The organism is Neorhizobium petrolearium, from assembly GCF_029854435.1.
GTDB classification, from domain to species: Bacteria; Pseudomonadota; Alphaproteobacteria; order Rhizobiales; family Rhizobiaceae; genus Neorhizobium; species Neorhizobium petrolearium.
In genome coordinates this window covers 749,830-763,410 of sequence record NZ_CP123000.1, presented here as the reverse complement: position 1 = coordinate 763,410, position 13,581 = coordinate 749,830, and the positions used below count along the sequence as shown (strand labels likewise).

The 13,581-nt window shown below is 62.6% G+C and carries 17 protein-coding genes; 3 read left to right on the top strand and 14 right to left on the bottom strand.

The window, feature by feature from the left end; translation table 11 throughout:
• The first annotated feature begins 642 nt into the window (after positions 1 to 642).
• On the top strand, positions 643 to 1,689 hold the full coding sequence (locus QEO92_RS03955; RefSeq protein ID WP_227702239.1) for a DUF2336 domain-containing protein: 1,047 nt from the start codon (positions 643 to 645) through the stop codon (positions 1,687 to 1,689).
• A 10-nt stretch (positions 1,690 to 1,699) separates the two neighbouring features.
• On the opposite strand, the gene QEO92_RS03950 is transcribed toward QEO92_RS03955, so the two are convergent.
• From QEO92_RS03950 to QEO92_RS03930, 5 genes are all read right to left on the bottom strand, one after another.
• Positions 1,700 to 2,044 carry a DUF1491 family protein gene (locus tag QEO92_RS03950; RefSeq protein WP_227702238.1) on the bottom strand — a complete coding sequence of 115 codons (345 nt, stop codon included), beginning with the start codon at positions 2,042 to 2,044 and terminating at the stop codon, positions 1,700 to 1,702.
• A 117-nt stretch (positions 2,045 to 2,161) separates the two neighbouring features.
• Entirely contained in the window at positions 2,162 to 2,521 is a 360-nt protein-coding gene (locus QEO92_RS03945; protein WP_227702237.1) for a HepT-like ribonuclease domain-containing protein, read from the bottom strand.
• Positions 2,521 to 2,817 carry a nucleotidyltransferase family protein gene (locus tag QEO92_RS03940; RefSeq protein ID WP_037157607.1) on the bottom strand — a complete coding sequence of 99 codons (297 nt, stop codon included), beginning with the start codon at positions 2,815 to 2,817 and terminating at the stop codon, positions 2,521 to 2,523. The genes QEO92_RS03945 and QEO92_RS03940 overlap by 1 nt, the downstream gene beginning before the upstream one ends.
• 116 nt (positions 2,818 to 2,933) lie before the next feature.
• A complete protein-coding gene (locus QEO92_RS03935; protein ID WP_227702236.1) occupies positions 2,934 to 3,869 on the bottom strand; it encodes a peptidoglycan-binding domain-containing protein in 936 nt (311 codons plus the stop codon).
• Positions 3,841 to 5,358 (bottom strand): sensor histidine kinase, encoded by a 1,518-nt coding sequence (locus tag QEO92_RS03930; protein ID WP_265105765.1) that lies wholly within the window; start codon positions 5,356 to 5,358, stop codon positions 3,841 to 3,843. Before QEO92_RS03930 ends, QEO92_RS03935 begins: the two co-directional genes overlap by 29 nt.
• A gap of 512 nt (positions 5,359 to 5,870) precedes the next feature.
• Between QEO92_RS03930 and QEO92_RS03925 the strand changes: the two genes are divergently transcribed.
• Positions 5,871 to 6,317, top strand: coding sequence for a DUF5330 domain-containing protein (locus QEO92_RS03925; protein WP_227705077.1), 447 nt, complete (start codon positions 5,871 to 5,873; stop codon positions 6,315 to 6,317).
• Between the two features lie 188 nt (positions 6,318 to 6,505).
• Positions 6,506 to 6,928, top strand: a complete 423-nt coding sequence (locus QEO92_RS03920) for a SufE family protein (protein WP_227702234.1) — start codon at positions 6,506 to 6,508, stop codon at positions 6,926 to 6,928.
• A gap of 169 nt (positions 6,929 to 7,097) precedes the next feature.
• Here the strand turns inward: QEO92_RS03920 and QEO92_RS03915 are convergent, their stop codons facing one another.
• From QEO92_RS03915 to QEO92_RS03875, 9 genes are all read right to left on the bottom strand, one after another.
• Complete coding sequence (locus tag QEO92_RS03915; RefSeq protein ID WP_227702233.1) at positions 7,098 to 7,895, bottom strand: DUF6456 domain-containing protein; 798 nt, start codon at positions 7,893 to 7,895, stop codon at positions 7,098 to 7,100.
• Positions 7,888 to 8,310 (bottom strand): helix-turn-helix domain-containing protein, encoded by a 423-nt coding sequence (locus QEO92_RS03910; RefSeq protein WP_227702232.1) that lies wholly within the window; start codon positions 8,308 to 8,310, stop codon positions 7,888 to 7,890. The genes QEO92_RS03915 and QEO92_RS03910 overlap by 8 nt, the downstream gene beginning before the upstream one ends.
• A gap of 308 nt (positions 8,311 to 8,618) precedes the next feature.
• The gene (locus QEO92_RS03905; protein WP_037157632.1) at positions 8,619 to 9,053 is read right to left on the bottom strand and encodes a Ros/MucR family transcriptional regulator; all 435 of its coding nucleotides are present in this window, start codon (positions 9,051 to 9,053) and stop codon (positions 8,619 to 8,621) included.
• A 437-nt stretch (positions 9,054 to 9,490) separates the two neighbouring features.
• On the bottom strand, positions 9,491 to 9,829 hold the full coding sequence (mnhG, locus tag QEO92_RS03900) for a monovalent cation/H(+) antiporter subunit G (RefSeq protein WP_037157634.1): 339 nt from the start codon (positions 9,827 to 9,829) through the stop codon (positions 9,491 to 9,493).
• Positions 9,826 to 10,230 (bottom strand): cation:proton antiporter, encoded by a 405-nt coding sequence (locus QEO92_RS03895; protein ID WP_227702231.1) that lies wholly within the window; start codon positions 10,228 to 10,230, stop codon positions 9,826 to 9,828. The genes mnhG and QEO92_RS03895 overlap by 4 nt, the downstream gene beginning before the upstream one ends.
• Positions 10,227 to 10,700: a Na+/H+ antiporter subunit E gene (locus tag QEO92_RS03890; RefSeq protein ID WP_037157638.1), complete on the bottom strand. Its 474-nt coding sequence runs from the start codon at positions 10,698 to 10,700 to the stop codon at positions 10,227 to 10,229. Before QEO92_RS03890 ends, QEO92_RS03895 begins: the two co-directional genes overlap by 4 nt.
• The gene (locus QEO92_RS03885; RefSeq protein WP_227702230.1) at positions 10,697 to 12,286 is read right to left on the bottom strand and encodes a Na+/H+ antiporter subunit D; all 1,590 of its coding nucleotides are present in this window, start codon (positions 12,284 to 12,286) and stop codon (positions 10,697 to 10,699) included. The genes QEO92_RS03890 and QEO92_RS03885 overlap by 4 nt, the downstream gene beginning before the upstream one ends.
• A gap of 296 nt (positions 12,287 to 12,582) precedes the next feature.
• Positions 12,583 to 12,960 (bottom strand): Na+/H+ antiporter subunit C, encoded by a 378-nt coding sequence (locus QEO92_RS03880; RefSeq protein WP_037157644.1) that lies wholly within the window; start codon positions 12,958 to 12,960, stop codon positions 12,583 to 12,585.
• The gene (locus QEO92_RS03875; protein WP_227702229.1) at positions 12,960 to 13,400 is read right to left on the bottom strand and encodes a Na+/H+ antiporter subunit B; all 441 of its coding nucleotides are present in this window, start codon (positions 13,398 to 13,400) and stop codon (positions 12,960 to 12,962) included. The genes QEO92_RS03880 and QEO92_RS03875 overlap by 1 nt, the downstream gene beginning before the upstream one ends.
• Between the last annotated feature and the right edge of the window lie 181 nt (positions 13,401 to 13,581).

Sequence of the window (13,581 nt, the reverse complement as noted above, 5' to 3'; positions counted from 1 at the left end):
GATCTCACCCTGCCCTCCTTGAGGGCTGGTGCTTCCCGAGGATTAACCCGCGGGCATACCGCACCTTTCTCCTTGCAGCACCTTTTCAAACAAGGCGCAACGATATTCCCGTACTGGCAGCCGGTTCCGCCTGAGCCGGTCGCCTGACGGATGGCCTCCAGGGTCGAGCCCTGCAACGCGAGGCCATCCGGAACCTGAAATCCCGGCAATACACGCCGGTTACTTCGCAAATTCAGCCAGAGCAGCGTTAATAGTGAGTTAATGCTAAAATAGCATTTGCTATCGGTGCATGTCTGGCGTCGGCAATGGAAACGCACGATCGGCCGATTGGTTCACACATCGATCTGACTCGCTGCGCATGGCGATGACGAACCAACAGGAACTCCAAAAAATCACAGACGTATCAAAACGATCCGTTTTCACTGACCGTTAACCCTCAGAGAGTTAGCATCTGGTTAAACCGGGGCGCTCCCTTTCCGATGGATGTTTTCACAGCTGCGTGAAAGCGGCTCGGCGCCACAGGGAGAGTTCCGATTTGAGGACTTAAGCAAGGTACGATGAAAGCGTCAGGAGGGCCGTGAGGCGTGGCCTGGATGCTTCGCGGCACCTCCGGATTTGTATTGCGTTGACGTGAGTTTGCCCGTGACGAACGAGTTTCGCGACCTTGAGAGGCCCCCGGCCATGCGTAAGAAGGATGTGGTGCTGATGGCCACCGTGACGAGCTTCGAAAGTCTGCCGCATCCGTCGCGGTCGGAACTTCGACAGTTCGCCGAACTCTTCGCCCCGCTCTTTACCGCTTCCTCCGAAGAGGCCCGTCGCGAGGCGGTCGCAGCGCTTTCACAATGCAGGACCGTGCCGCCGGCCGTCGCCTTTTTCATCGCCTGTCAGCCGATCACGATCGCGGCTCCCTTCCTCATCTCGTCCGCCTGCCTTACCGACGACGCGCTGATCACCATTGCCCGCACGCAAGGAGAAGCGCATGCCCGCGCGATCGTCAGCCGCGAAGCACTGTCGCCGACCGTCATCGATGCGCTCGTCGGTCTGCGCTACGATCACGCGAAGCGCCTGAGCGCCAATGGCGGAGGTACCGAGGAGGTGCGGGCCGTGCGACCGATGCCGGGCGCGACGGACGATGCCGAGCGGCTGGCGCGCGAGGAGCATTTGCGCCGGCACATCAAGGCGCTCGCCGGACATGTCAACCGGCCGGCCGCGGACCGGCTCGGGCTTCGCACCCTTTCGCCGATCCAGGAAGCGCTGCTCGTGCGCTTCGCCCGCAACCGTGAGGCCGGCCTGTTCGCCAGCGTGCTCGCCGACACGCTTTCCGCCAGCCGATGGCTCGCGGAGCGCATCATGCTCGATATCTCCGGCCAGCAGCTCGCCACCACACTAAAGGGCGTGGCCATGGAGACCGACGATGCAGTCTTCATCCTGGAGCGGCTCTACGACCATCTCTCGGCCCCGCAGAACGGCATGCCCCGGGCACAGGCGCTCTGGGACGCGCTCGACGAGGACGAATGCGGCAGGCGTGTCGAAGCCTGGCGCCGCGCCGACCGCTACACCTACGCCGAACCGCAGCGGCCGGTCGCTTCCGACGCGCGTGATGGCGAAGGACACGAGGCCCTGCCGCAGGTGATCCGCACCACGGCGAGCGCCCGCAGGCCGGTGCACGGCCTGCGCCGGGTTCGATAAAGCGCTGTCTTCAACCGGCGGGCTTGATGACCTCGAAAAGACCGGCAACATCGTCGGTCTCCAATTCCAGCAGCCAGAGATCCGGATCGAAGCGGAGTTCGCGCGACAGCATCTCGCGGACGGCATCGGGTTCTGCCCTTTCCGCCCTCGTCTCGAACTTGCGCCCCGCATCCTCCTCGCCGAAGAAGTTCTGCGGCGCCGGCGCGTAAAGCGTCTCCAGTCCGTCGCGGAACCGCTGGCGGATAAAGATCGCCCCCGCCTCCTCCGCCCCCTTCTTCTCGACGGCGGCGAAACCGCCGAGTGCGAAGACGCGGCGTATCAGGGCGGAAACAAAGATATCGGACTTCAGGCGCATGGCCCGTCTTACGGCGGTTCGCCGCGAAGGGCAAATGGCTGAACGAGCGGCCTTATGTCCAGATGGCCACCCCGAGGCATGTCGAGATCGCGAGGCGACCTGTCCCAAAGGCTTCCATTACGGTTGCTTCTTGTCGCCAATCGATTTCTGGATGGCTTTGACGGCCGCTTTAAGCGGCGAGATGTTTTCACTCACAACGACCCAGATCACGTCGTCTGCAATCTTGTGATACTCGTGGCGCAGGATATTGCCGATACCGCGAATCTTCTTCCAGGGAATATCGGGAGCAAGGTTTAACAGCTCATCAGGTATGTGACGGGAGGCTTCCGATATGATTTCCAGCGCTCGTTGCGTGCCGTGGCGCAGCAACCAATCGTGTTCAAACTCGGCCAGGGACTTTCCGGCGGTATGGGTTTCACTGCCTTCGATCGCTTCCAGAATTTCAGCTAGAACCGGCTCGACCTTGCGCTTGACCATCAGAAAATACGGACGGCGGATTGTTCTATATCGGTCCGCAGCATCGGATGCAGGCTGCTGCGGGTCGTAACGTCAACCTCAACGGAAAGCTCTTCCTCTAGAAACTGCTTGATCCCGACGAGGTCGAGGAGCGAGAACCGCTTGGCCGGGTCATAGTCGATGAACAGGTCGATGTCGCTCAATGCCCGTGCTTCATTGCGGGCCGTCGATCCGAAAAGGTAAAGAGCCGTGGCGCCCATGCCTTTCACGGTATCGGCGTGTTGCTGGAGTTTCTTGATGGCGTCGGCTCTGTTCATGACGATAGCCTATATCATTTCGCGCAAGGCATCCATCTTCATCGCCTGACGGGCCGGCAAAGCTCCATTCCCCGGGATTTGCCGATATCCGGCAATCATCGCCGCCACCTAAAGCGTCAAAGCGCGCCGATCGACTTGAGCTTCTTCAGCACCATCTCGTTGGGCTCGCCGGTTTCCGGCAGGCGGTAGTGCTTCTGGAAACGGCGGATGGCGGCCTTGGTCTGCTCGCCGGCAACGCCGTCCACCGCGACATCCGCATAGGCGATGTTCGACAGACCGCGCTGGATCTGCAGGACGAGATCCGCCGAGGATGAAGATGCCGCCGGCTTTTGGGCGACAGGTGTTGCCCGGGGCCTGGCATTCGTCCGGGGAGTCGATCCGGTGCTGGGAATCTCGGCAGGCGGCCTCATCACCGGGCGGCGCTCGGCCGAGCGGATCGCCGCCGCCACGGGGTCCTCGTTGCGCGCAGCAGCAACCTTTTCCGGCGGACGGCTTACGGGGATCGCCTTCGACGAGGAGGCCGGCTGGGCAGGCTTTGCCGGGGCTGCCTTCGCGGTTTCAACCGGAGCCGGCCTTTGCGGGACGGGTTGCGGCGCGGCCTCCCGGGCCTCTCTCTGGATTGTTTCCGGGCGCGGTGCGGGAACGGCGACCGGCAGCGGATCGGATACGGGAGCGGAGACCGGCCCGGCTACCGATTCGGTCGCAGGTGCCGTTGTGGCGAGCGACGATGGGGGCGCATCCGGATCGGCGCGCTCGATGCGGAAGGTCGTCACTTCCTCGGGCGCTGCGCGGCGCACGGGCCGATAGCCGGCGATGGCATTCGGGTCGCTGGCGTCGCGGGTGGCAAGGAATGGTGCGGGATGGCCCCCCGGCTGGTACCAGAGCGCATTGGCAGCGACGAACGAGAAGACGACGATGAAGGCCGCAGCGCCGATGACGGGCCTGGGATGGCGCGCAGCGGCGCGTCCCGCTGCCGAGAGGAGGCTCGACAGAAGGCCCGGCTGCCGGACAGGCTTTCTCCTGTCAGGCGATTTTCGCTTCCGCGCGGCCATCGATAAAATCCTGTTCGTCCATCATGAACGTTTTCTGCGGCGTTAGCCGGGCTTTGCTGAGCCGCGGCGGGAATTCGACTTTCTCCTCCCGGGTTTGGTCCCGTTTGCTTCCGATCCCCGACCCGTCGGCCGGCAGCGAGACCGTCACCACGGTCCCTTCGCCCGCACGGCTGGCGATCGAAAAACGGCCGCCATGCAGCGCCACCAGACCCTTGACCAGCGAAAGGCCGAGACCGGTTCCTTCGTAGCTTCGAGTATAGGCATTTTCAACCTGCATGAAAGGCTGGCCGATGAACTCCAGCTTCTCGGCCGCAATGCCGATGCCGGTGTCGCTCACGGAAATCACCACGTCGTCACCGGCGAGCACCGCGTCGATCGAAACGGCGCCGCCGGCCTCGGTGAACTTGATGGCATTGCTTGCGAGATTGATGAGGATCTGCTGCACCGCGCGGCGGTCGGCGATGACTTCGCCAAGGCCCCGGGAGGCGCGGCTTGCCAGCGTGACGCCCTTTTCACGCGCGGACAGGTCGAGCATGGCGCGGCAGGCCTCCATGGCCTCGGCGAGCGCGAAGGGTTCGGCGATCAGTTCGTAGCGGCCGGCCTCGATCTTCGACATGTCGAGCATGGTGTTGACGACAGAGAGCAGATGCGCGCCCGACTGGCGGATCAGCCCGACATATTCGCGCTGGCGGTCGTTCTCGAGCCTGCCGAAATATTCGCCGGCGAGCACGTCCGAAAAACCGAGGATCGCATTGAGCGGCGTGCGCAGTTCATGGCTGACGGCAGCGAGGAAGCGTGACTTCGCCTCATGGGCGGAGCGCGCCTCGGCGACACGGGCGACCGCCTCAGCGCGCAGGTCTTCCTCTTCCGACATGTCCCGCGCCTGCGCGAAGGCATGCACGAACTGCCCCTCGCCGTCGCGAATTGCGGTCATGTCGAGCCGGACGGGCAGGAACTGGCGGCCGGCGGCCGAGAGAGGCCGTTCGATCCGGATGTCGACAACCGCGCTTGCCGCCCCCTGGCGCAGCACATCGAGCGCCTGGACGAGGCCGATCCGGTCCGACACATGCACGCATTCGGCAAGCGGCAGGCCCGAAGCCTCGCTGAGGCCGACGGGAAAGGCGTCACGGTCGCGTCCACCCGTCTTCATGACCTGACCCTGCGGGTCGAGGATGAGCGACAGGCCCGGGCAGGCCTCGAAAGCAATCTCCTCCGGCTGCGGGACGACGGCGGAGACGACCGCATGGCGCGGCAGCGCAAAGAGGGCCGCGACGGCCAGCAGGAAGAAAGAGATGACCAGTGCGGCGCCGACCGGCAGCGCCAGCGCGGGGGTGAAGACGAGCGTGAGCGCGGACGGCACGACAACCAGCGTTGCGAGGCAGGCAAAGACCAGGCGGCGGAAGAGCGCAATCTCCTCAGCGCGAGCCACTTCGCCTTCGCTAAGGCGAGTGAGCCAGCGGTTCACGGTCTCATCGACCAGAAGAACCATCCTGTCGGCAATGTTACTCAATACGCGCACGCCATACCCTGAAGAGACTCGTTTTTTCACGGGGGACAATAGGCCCCCGCGGCTTAAGGAAAGGATAAAAGATAGGGTGCCGAACGCCCATCCGAAGCCCGAAATCCGACTTTGGCACATCTTCGCCAAGCCTTCTCCGCTTGTGGTTAACACGACGTAAGCGACGGATTTGGTTTGATTTTTCCTGCGACGTTAACTTTTGTGGCAATCGAGTGGGCGCAAAGCCCAGAGCTTTTCGGGCGTCTGCCGCAATTATGCTTAACATCATCCGCTAAAATTCGAGACAAGCTCGCCAGAAGTGTCATGCAGCGGAACCGATAGATCGAATTTTAGATAAATTTGCCGAAAAACCGAGCGGTTGCGTCAAAGCCATATTTGCTTCCGGGCGGTACAACCATGTTCAAGACCGGCACAGACCCGGCGGCCCTGCACCATCCAGGAATCACTCCGGAAGCCGGCAGGGAAAACAGGTGGACAGGACGATGTGGTTTCTCATCAAGGGAACATTCTGGTTCGCAGCCGTGCTGGTGGTGCTCTCCTACTTCAGCAGCCGGCCTGTGACCGTGACCGAGGGTGTCTCGGCGATTGAGGTCGGCGACGCTTTTCACGCCGCGACCGAAGCCTATCAGTATGTGAGCGCCATCTGCCTGGAAAAGCCGGATGTCTGCGAAAAGGGCGCCGAAACCTTCTCGGCACTCGGGGTCAGGGCCAAGGAAGGCGCCCGCGTCGCCTTCGAACTGCTCGACAAGCAATTTGGAAATGGGCAGTCCGGCGTGAAGGAACCGGAAACCGCCGTGCTCGCCGATCCGGACCCGACGCCCTTCCCGTCCGGGGCCACTGAGACCGCTGCCGCCCCTGCCGACACGATCTCCACCGGCACTATCGTGACCGGCTCGGTGCCGGTACCGCAGAAACGCCCGGTTCACTGAACGGGATCGTCCTTACGAATTTCAAAGCTTGCGCCGGGCCTGATTGCCTCGGTTCCCGGCGCCGGACCTGCCTGCCCTGCTATTCAGCATTTTGCTGACGCCGTGAGGAATGAACGCCTCACGGCGCATTTTTTTCTTTTATCCCGCATTGCAATGCCTATATGAAACGCAGATAAACCGGAGCGCTCATGGCCAGTATCGACCAGATCATCGACGATTTCGCCTTCCTCGACGAGTGGGAAGACCGCTATCGTTATGTGATCGAGCTCGGCAAGGAACTGCCTGATCTTCCCGACGACAAGAAGACGTCCGAGTACAAGGTGCAGGGCTGCGCGAGCCAGGTCTGGCTGGTCAGCCATATCGAAGACGACAGCTCCGATCCGGTGATGACATTCAAAGGCGATTCGGACGCCCATATCGTGCGTGGCCTCGTCGCCATCGTCCTCGCCGTCTACTCGGGAAAGCGAGCCTCCGAGATCGTCGCGACCGACGCGATCGAAATCTTCGACCGCATCGGGCTCGTCGAACACCTCTCCTCGCAGCGCGCCAACGGATTGCGCTCCATGGTCAAGCGGATCAGGGAAGAGGCAAGGATGAAGGCAGCGGCGTAAAAGTCCACGCTCCCGAAATGCCCCTCATCCGCCCTGCCGGGCACCCCCCGCAAGCGGGGCGAAGGAGACATGCCGTACCCTTTGTCCCCCTCTCCAACAGTGCTTGAGGCAAGTCCCCTCGCCCCGTTTACGGGGAGAGGGTCAGGGTGAGGGGCATTCAAACCATGAATCATAGAACGGGCCGGTAATCCTCCGTGCCCCAATGGTGGCTGCGGCGGCTTGCGGGCGGCGGCGCGTAATGACGGGCGAGCGCCAGAAGTGCGGCGCGCAGCATCAGCTTTGCCGAGCGCGCCGGCCACTGGCGTTCGCGCTCCACCGTCTCCAGCCCCTTGGAAAAGCAGCAGACGTCCACCGCGACGCCGGAAAGTTCCGGTCCCATGGCATCCATTGCCCTGGAGAATCTCAGCCTTGCGGCCATGGCGCTGTCGGCGATCTCCGCCTGACCGCCCGCATGCCCTTTCGCCCGGCTTGCAAGACGCGGCTCCCAGGAGGCGGTGACGCGCGGCTGCAACTGCCCGCGGGTGAAATCGGCAAGCAGCCGTTCGCCCGCCTCGATCGCGTCTGCCGGCAGGAAGGGCTTGCCCTCTCGATCCTTCATCCGCGCCACCGCGCCGAGCGGCGATTCCAGAAGATTGCGCCGGACCGGCTGGCGGGCACCTTCCACCTCGGTGGTGGCGGCAACCATCTCGCCATGCTGCTCGATGAACGCCTCTCCGCCCGTGACCAGGGCCCGGCGCAGGAAGGCCGATGCCTCGGCAGTTGCCGTAAGCCGGCCGCCTGAAAGCTGCGCCAGCCCGAGCGACCGGGCCTTGGCAATCACGGCTTGCGGATAAAGCCGTTCCCCGCCACCGGTTACCCGCATCTCGCCGCCTTCCGCCGTCTCGACCGCGCATTCACCGCGGGCGAGCTGGCGGATCAATCTGAGGAGCTGCTTTCCAAACGATGGATCGGGCTTCCTCTCATTCATGGGCCGGTACCTCCGACATGCCGAAGACGACCGTGACGATCCGCTCCACCGCCGAGACGAAATCGTCGAAGGCGGGATCGTCGCGGCGATCCTCGACCACATGGCAGGCATGGCCGACGGTCGTGCGATCGCGGCCGAAGGCCTCTCCGATATCGCTCATCGAGATCCGCAGCGCCACGTGGCAGACATACATGGCGATCTGCCGCACATGGCATGAAAGCCGCCGCCGGTCCCGGCGCAACATCACCCGGTCACCGAAAAGCGGCACAAGTTCGCCGACCATCTGCCGGACGATCCGGCACACATTCCTGAGCGGCAGGCTGGCGGGAAGCCCAGGCGGACGGCTAGCGGCACAGGCAGCGATCAAGCGGCCGGGCGGCGGGACGAAAAGCTCGAAATGTTTCTCCAAAGGCATGACAAATTCCCTCATGAATAGGAATTAATTCATACACCTTAGAGCAAAAGCGGGGATGCAAGAAACCGTCCGCCTACAACTTCTCGCTGAAATTATTGATATTTTTGACAAGAGCCAGAAAGAAAATGGGATTTTTTTCCTCTAACCATCCCCGTCCTGCCTCCCGCAAGGAAAAACCGGGCGTGGAAGCCCGGTCTTCATCGCATTCGCATTTTCGGGTACAAAATCCCATCCCCGGTCGCGTTACGATCGGTCTCCACCGGAGGGATTGGCTTTTTCCCAATTGGCCAGCCAGCGTATGTCCCGGCTCAGGCGGCCTTGCTGCGCTTGCGGCGCTGCCCAAGACCCATTTCCTTGGCGAGCCTGGAGCGCGCTTCCGCGTAAGCCGGGGCTACCATCGGATAATCGGCCGGCAGACCCCACTTCTCGCGGTATTCTTCCGGAGTCATGTTGTAATGGGTCATGAGGTGCCGCTTCAGCGACTTGAACTTCTGACCATCCTCGAGGCAGATCAGATAGTCGTCTTCGATGGACTTCTTGATCGGAACGGGCGGCTTCGGCTTTTCGACGGCTGTCGCAACCGGAGCCGGCGAGGAGGTGTTGCTCAGTGCCGAATGCACGTCGGCGATCAGGTTCGAAAGATCGCTGACGGGGACCACGTGGTTACTCACATAGGCAGCCACGATATCTGCTGTCAGTTCAACCAGCAGGTCCTGGCCTTTGCCCAATGCGATGTCTGTCATTTCCTGTCTCCTGTTGTAAGTGACCGGCAGGCCCGCGACCTCCGCGGCACCCGACCGTTCGCAGAGTCTCCCGAAGAAACCCCAAAACCCCCGCATCGTCCTTGGACCGAAGCCTACCCCTAAGCTTCATGCGGAAGAAAAGCGATTTTCGCCGGATATTGCTTTCGACTGAAATCAGCCTCGTCATCGACCTTCACCCGTTTTTCATTTTGAAAAACCTGTCGACTCAATCGAATTAACGAGGTGACGCCTAATCTAGAACAACATCTGCACTCTACTATTCATGAAGTAGCACTGCTTTGCCAAATGTCCAAGTGCGTTTTTACCAAAGATCAACCTTTGTGCCGGCTATAGAAGCCATAAATCAGTTCTACTGACGGATAAACGAGTTTTTCTCAATTATGACAGGCTTATAACTCGTTTCTGACAGACTATATTCATTCTCGATAATCATTCATTTCGTCTCGCACAGACAACTCGGAGAGCTTGTAGCCTACTTTGTGCGCTGCCATGGCGAGCAAATGCGCCGAAACCGGGGCCGTCAGGACGAAGAAGAAGAAGCCCGCGATCGCACGTGCAAATGTCGCAAGATCGCCGGCATGCAGACCGACCGCCAGAAGCATCAGACCGGAGCCGACCGTACCGGCCTTGGAGGCGGCATGCATGCGGGTATAGAGGTCCGGCAGGCGGTTGATGCCAATCGCCGCAACCAGGACGAAGCCGGCCCCGACGAGGACGATGAGAGCGGTGAGTATGGCAACGAGCGAACCGATCATTTTCCTGCCTTTCTCCGCACGGCCGGCCCGGCACCGTCCTTGCGCTTGCCCGCCGGCTTTCGCCTGCGCGCGGATGGAGCCGCGATCAGCCTCATATGCGGCCCTTCCGGTGTTTCCTCCCGCCGGACGCGCGACAGGATGAAGCGGGCAAATGCAACGGTCGCCAGGAACCCGACAAGGCCGAGCGAGATCGCGATATCGATATAGAGCGTGAAGCCGGTGCGGATGGCAATCAGCGCGATGAAGCCGATGACGATGCCGACCAGCATGTCGAGCGCCAGAACCCGGTCGGGAAGCGTCGGCCCCTTGATCACCCGCCAGACGGTCAGGAGGAAGGAGAGGCCGAGTATCAGGAGCGCCGCCCACAATACCCAGGAAAGGACCGCTTCTGCCGCCGTCACCGGAACGCCTCCATGATCTTCCTCTCGAAACCGCCGGCGATATCCCTCACCGTCGCATCGGTATCGGAACAGTCGATCGCATGCACGAAGAGCGTCTTGCGATCTTCGGAGACATCGACCGACAACGTGCCCGGGGTGAGCGTGATGAGATTGGCAAGCAGCGTGATCTCGAAATCCCGGTCGACCGTCAGCGGGAAGGCGAATATGCCGGGCTTCAGGTCCATGCGCGGACTGACGACCAGGACCGCCACCTTCCAGGCCGAAAGCGCCAGTTCCTTGAAGAACAGCAGAAGAAGCGACAGGATGCGCCCGAGCCGCCGCCAATAGCCGCGGGCACTCATCTGGTCACGCACGACCCAGAGCGACAGCGTCGAAAGCGCAAAACCGAAGATCAGGTTGTGCAGCGTCGCGCTGCCGGTAATGGCGGCCCAGATGATGGCGAGGACAAGCGACAGGATGAAGATGATCACGGCAGGGCACCCCGCTCTATCGCGGATTGGGGAAAGACGGACAATATATAGGCCGCCGGATCGGCGAGATTCGTCGCCGCCTTCTGGGTAAGATCCAGCAGCGGTTCCGGCAGCAGGCCGAACAGGACGACGAGGAAGGTCAGGGCGCCGAGCGGCAGGACAATGCGCCAGTCGCCGGGGGGCGCACCCTCGCCGGGCATTTCGGCCGCCGGTCCGGAAAGCGGCCGCCAATAGGCGAGCAGGAAGACGCGGCCGAGCGCCAGGGTGATGACAAAGGCGGAGACGAGGATCGACGCCGCCAGCCACCACGCGCCGATGTCGAGCGAGGCCTTGAGCAGCACCACCTTGGGCCACATGCCGGCAAGCGGCGGCAGGCCGGCGGCGGCCAGGAAGAAGGCAAACGAAGCGGCCGAAAACCATGGCGCCCGGCGATAAAGCCCGCCGAGCCCCGAAAGCGACCAGGCACCGGCAAGCCGGGCGGCTTCGCCCGCCACGAGATAAAGCGCGGTCATCGTCGCCACGGAATTCAGGGCATAGAGGATCGCGCCGCTGACAGCCGCCGGCGTGCCGATCGCGACACCTGCCATCATGTTGCCGATGCCCGCGATCACCAGATAACCGACAAGCTTGCGGATATCGTTCTGGGCAAGCGCGCCGAGCGCCCCGATCAGCATGGTCAGCGCTGCGGAAACCGCGATCATCAGGCTCAGTTCCTCCCGTTCGACGGGAAGCAGCATGACGGTGACGCGGATCAGCGCATAGATGCCGATCTTGGTGAGCAGGCCGCCGAACAGGGCCGACACGACGATGCGCGGCGTGTGATAGGAGGCCGGCAGCCAGAAATTCACCGGAAAGGCGGCCGCCTTCATCGCGAAGGCGAAGATGAACAGCGCCGTCAGCGTCGTCAGCGGCGCCGTCTCGCGCAAGGTCCCCGCCTTCCTGGCGATATCGGCCATGTTAAGCGTGCCGAAGATCGCATAGAGATATCCGACCGCGATCAGGAACAGCGTCGTGCCGATCAGGTTGAGGATGGCATATTTCAGCGCGCCGTCGATCTGCTCGGGTTCGGACCCCAGGATCAGCAGGCCGAAGGAGGCGATCAGCAGCACCTCGAACCAGACGTAGAGGTTGAAGATGTCGCCGGTCAGAAACGCGCCCGTCACGCCGGCCATCAGCAGCATCAGGAAGGGAAAGAAGCCGTAGCGGCGGCCGCTCGCATCGATGTCGGTGAGCGCGAAGATGCCGGCGGCGAGCGCCACGACGGCCGATACGAGCGCCATGACGGCACCGAAGAGATCAGCGGTGAAGGCAATGCCGAACGGCGGCAGCCAGCGGCCCATCACCATGGTGACGGGACCGTGAACCAGGACGCGCCAGAGCAGCCCCGCATCCAGAAGGACGAGCAGCGCGAGGCCGGCGATCGCGATCGTGCCCTGCAGGCGAACGGATTTGCGGACCATCATCAGGAGCGCGCCGAACGCGATCATCGATGCCACGGGCAGGACCACCAGCCAATCGGCAAGCGGCACGGGTGCAAGGACAAGTGCTGCGGAAAGGTCGACGGGAACGGTGGAGGGAGTTGCCATCAGATGCGCACCTCCGCCAGCGGCTGTTGCCCCGCATGCTTAACGATTCGGAGGGTCGAAATACCCCCCTCTGCCCTGCCGGGCATCTCCCCCTCAAGGGGGGAGATCGGCAAGACGCGCCAGCTTCCCGAACCATCAACCGTTTCGGATTTAGCCACGGCAGTCTCGAACCTGTGTTCAGCGCGGGAGTTCACCGCTATCCGATCTCCCCCCTTGAGGGGGAGATGGTCGGCAGGCCAGAGGGGGGTGGCCGGAGAGGCAGGCCAGAGGAGGGTATTTGTCGCAAACTGCATCACTCAATACCCCATCGGCGGGCGTTCTTCGTCCCGCGGTTCGGCGAGGCGCATCTCGTCCGTATTGTCGGTGCCGAGTTCCTGGTAGGCGCGATAAGTCAGCACCAGGAGGAAGGCGAAGAAGGAGAATGAGATCACGATCGCCGTCAGGATGAGCGCCTGCGGCAGCGGGTTTGCAGTGCCGGCCGGGAGTTGGTCCATGCCCGTCGGGATGATCGGCGGGACTTCGCGCGTCAGCCGGCCGGTGGTGAAAAGAAGCAGGTTCACCGCATTGCCGAGCAGGACGATACCGAGCAGCATGCGCACCGTATGCTTCGACAACAGAAGATAGACTGCGGCGGCGAAGAACAGCCCGATCAGGATGGCAAAAAGCGCTTCCATCAGCCTTCCTCCCCGCCTGTTTCCGGCCCCGGTTCCTGTTCGAGCGCAAGCGCGATCGAGGTGATGGCGCCCAGCACGACCAGATAGACGCCGAGATCGAAGGACATGACGGTCGCCAGCGGCACTTCGACGTCGAAGAACACCGGATAGATCCAGAGGCCCGTCATGAAGGGCACGCCGAAGAAAATCGAGATGAGGCCGGAGAGAGTGGAGAGGAAAAGCCCGGCGCCCGCAATCGCCATCGGATGGAAGCGGATGGCGCGGCGCACCGCGCCGACCCCGAAGGCGATGCCGTAGATCGCCAGCGCCGAGGCGGCGATCAGCCCGCCGATGAAGCCGCCGCCGGGCTCGTTATGGCCGCGCAACAGCACGAAGATCGAAAACAAAAGCATCAGGGCGGTGAGTACGGGGGCGACCGTGCGCAGGATGAGCGTGTTCATCGGCGCGCCCTCCCCAGCTCTTGCGGGATATACCCCCCTCTGTCCTGCCGGACATCTCCCCCACAAGGGGGGAGATCGACTCGCTGCGGCGTCTCGCCCCCAACGAACGTTGACGATGGAGGGAAGCCGGAGCGCCCAGCCAATCTCCCCCCTTGTGGGGGAGATGTCCGGCAGGACAGAG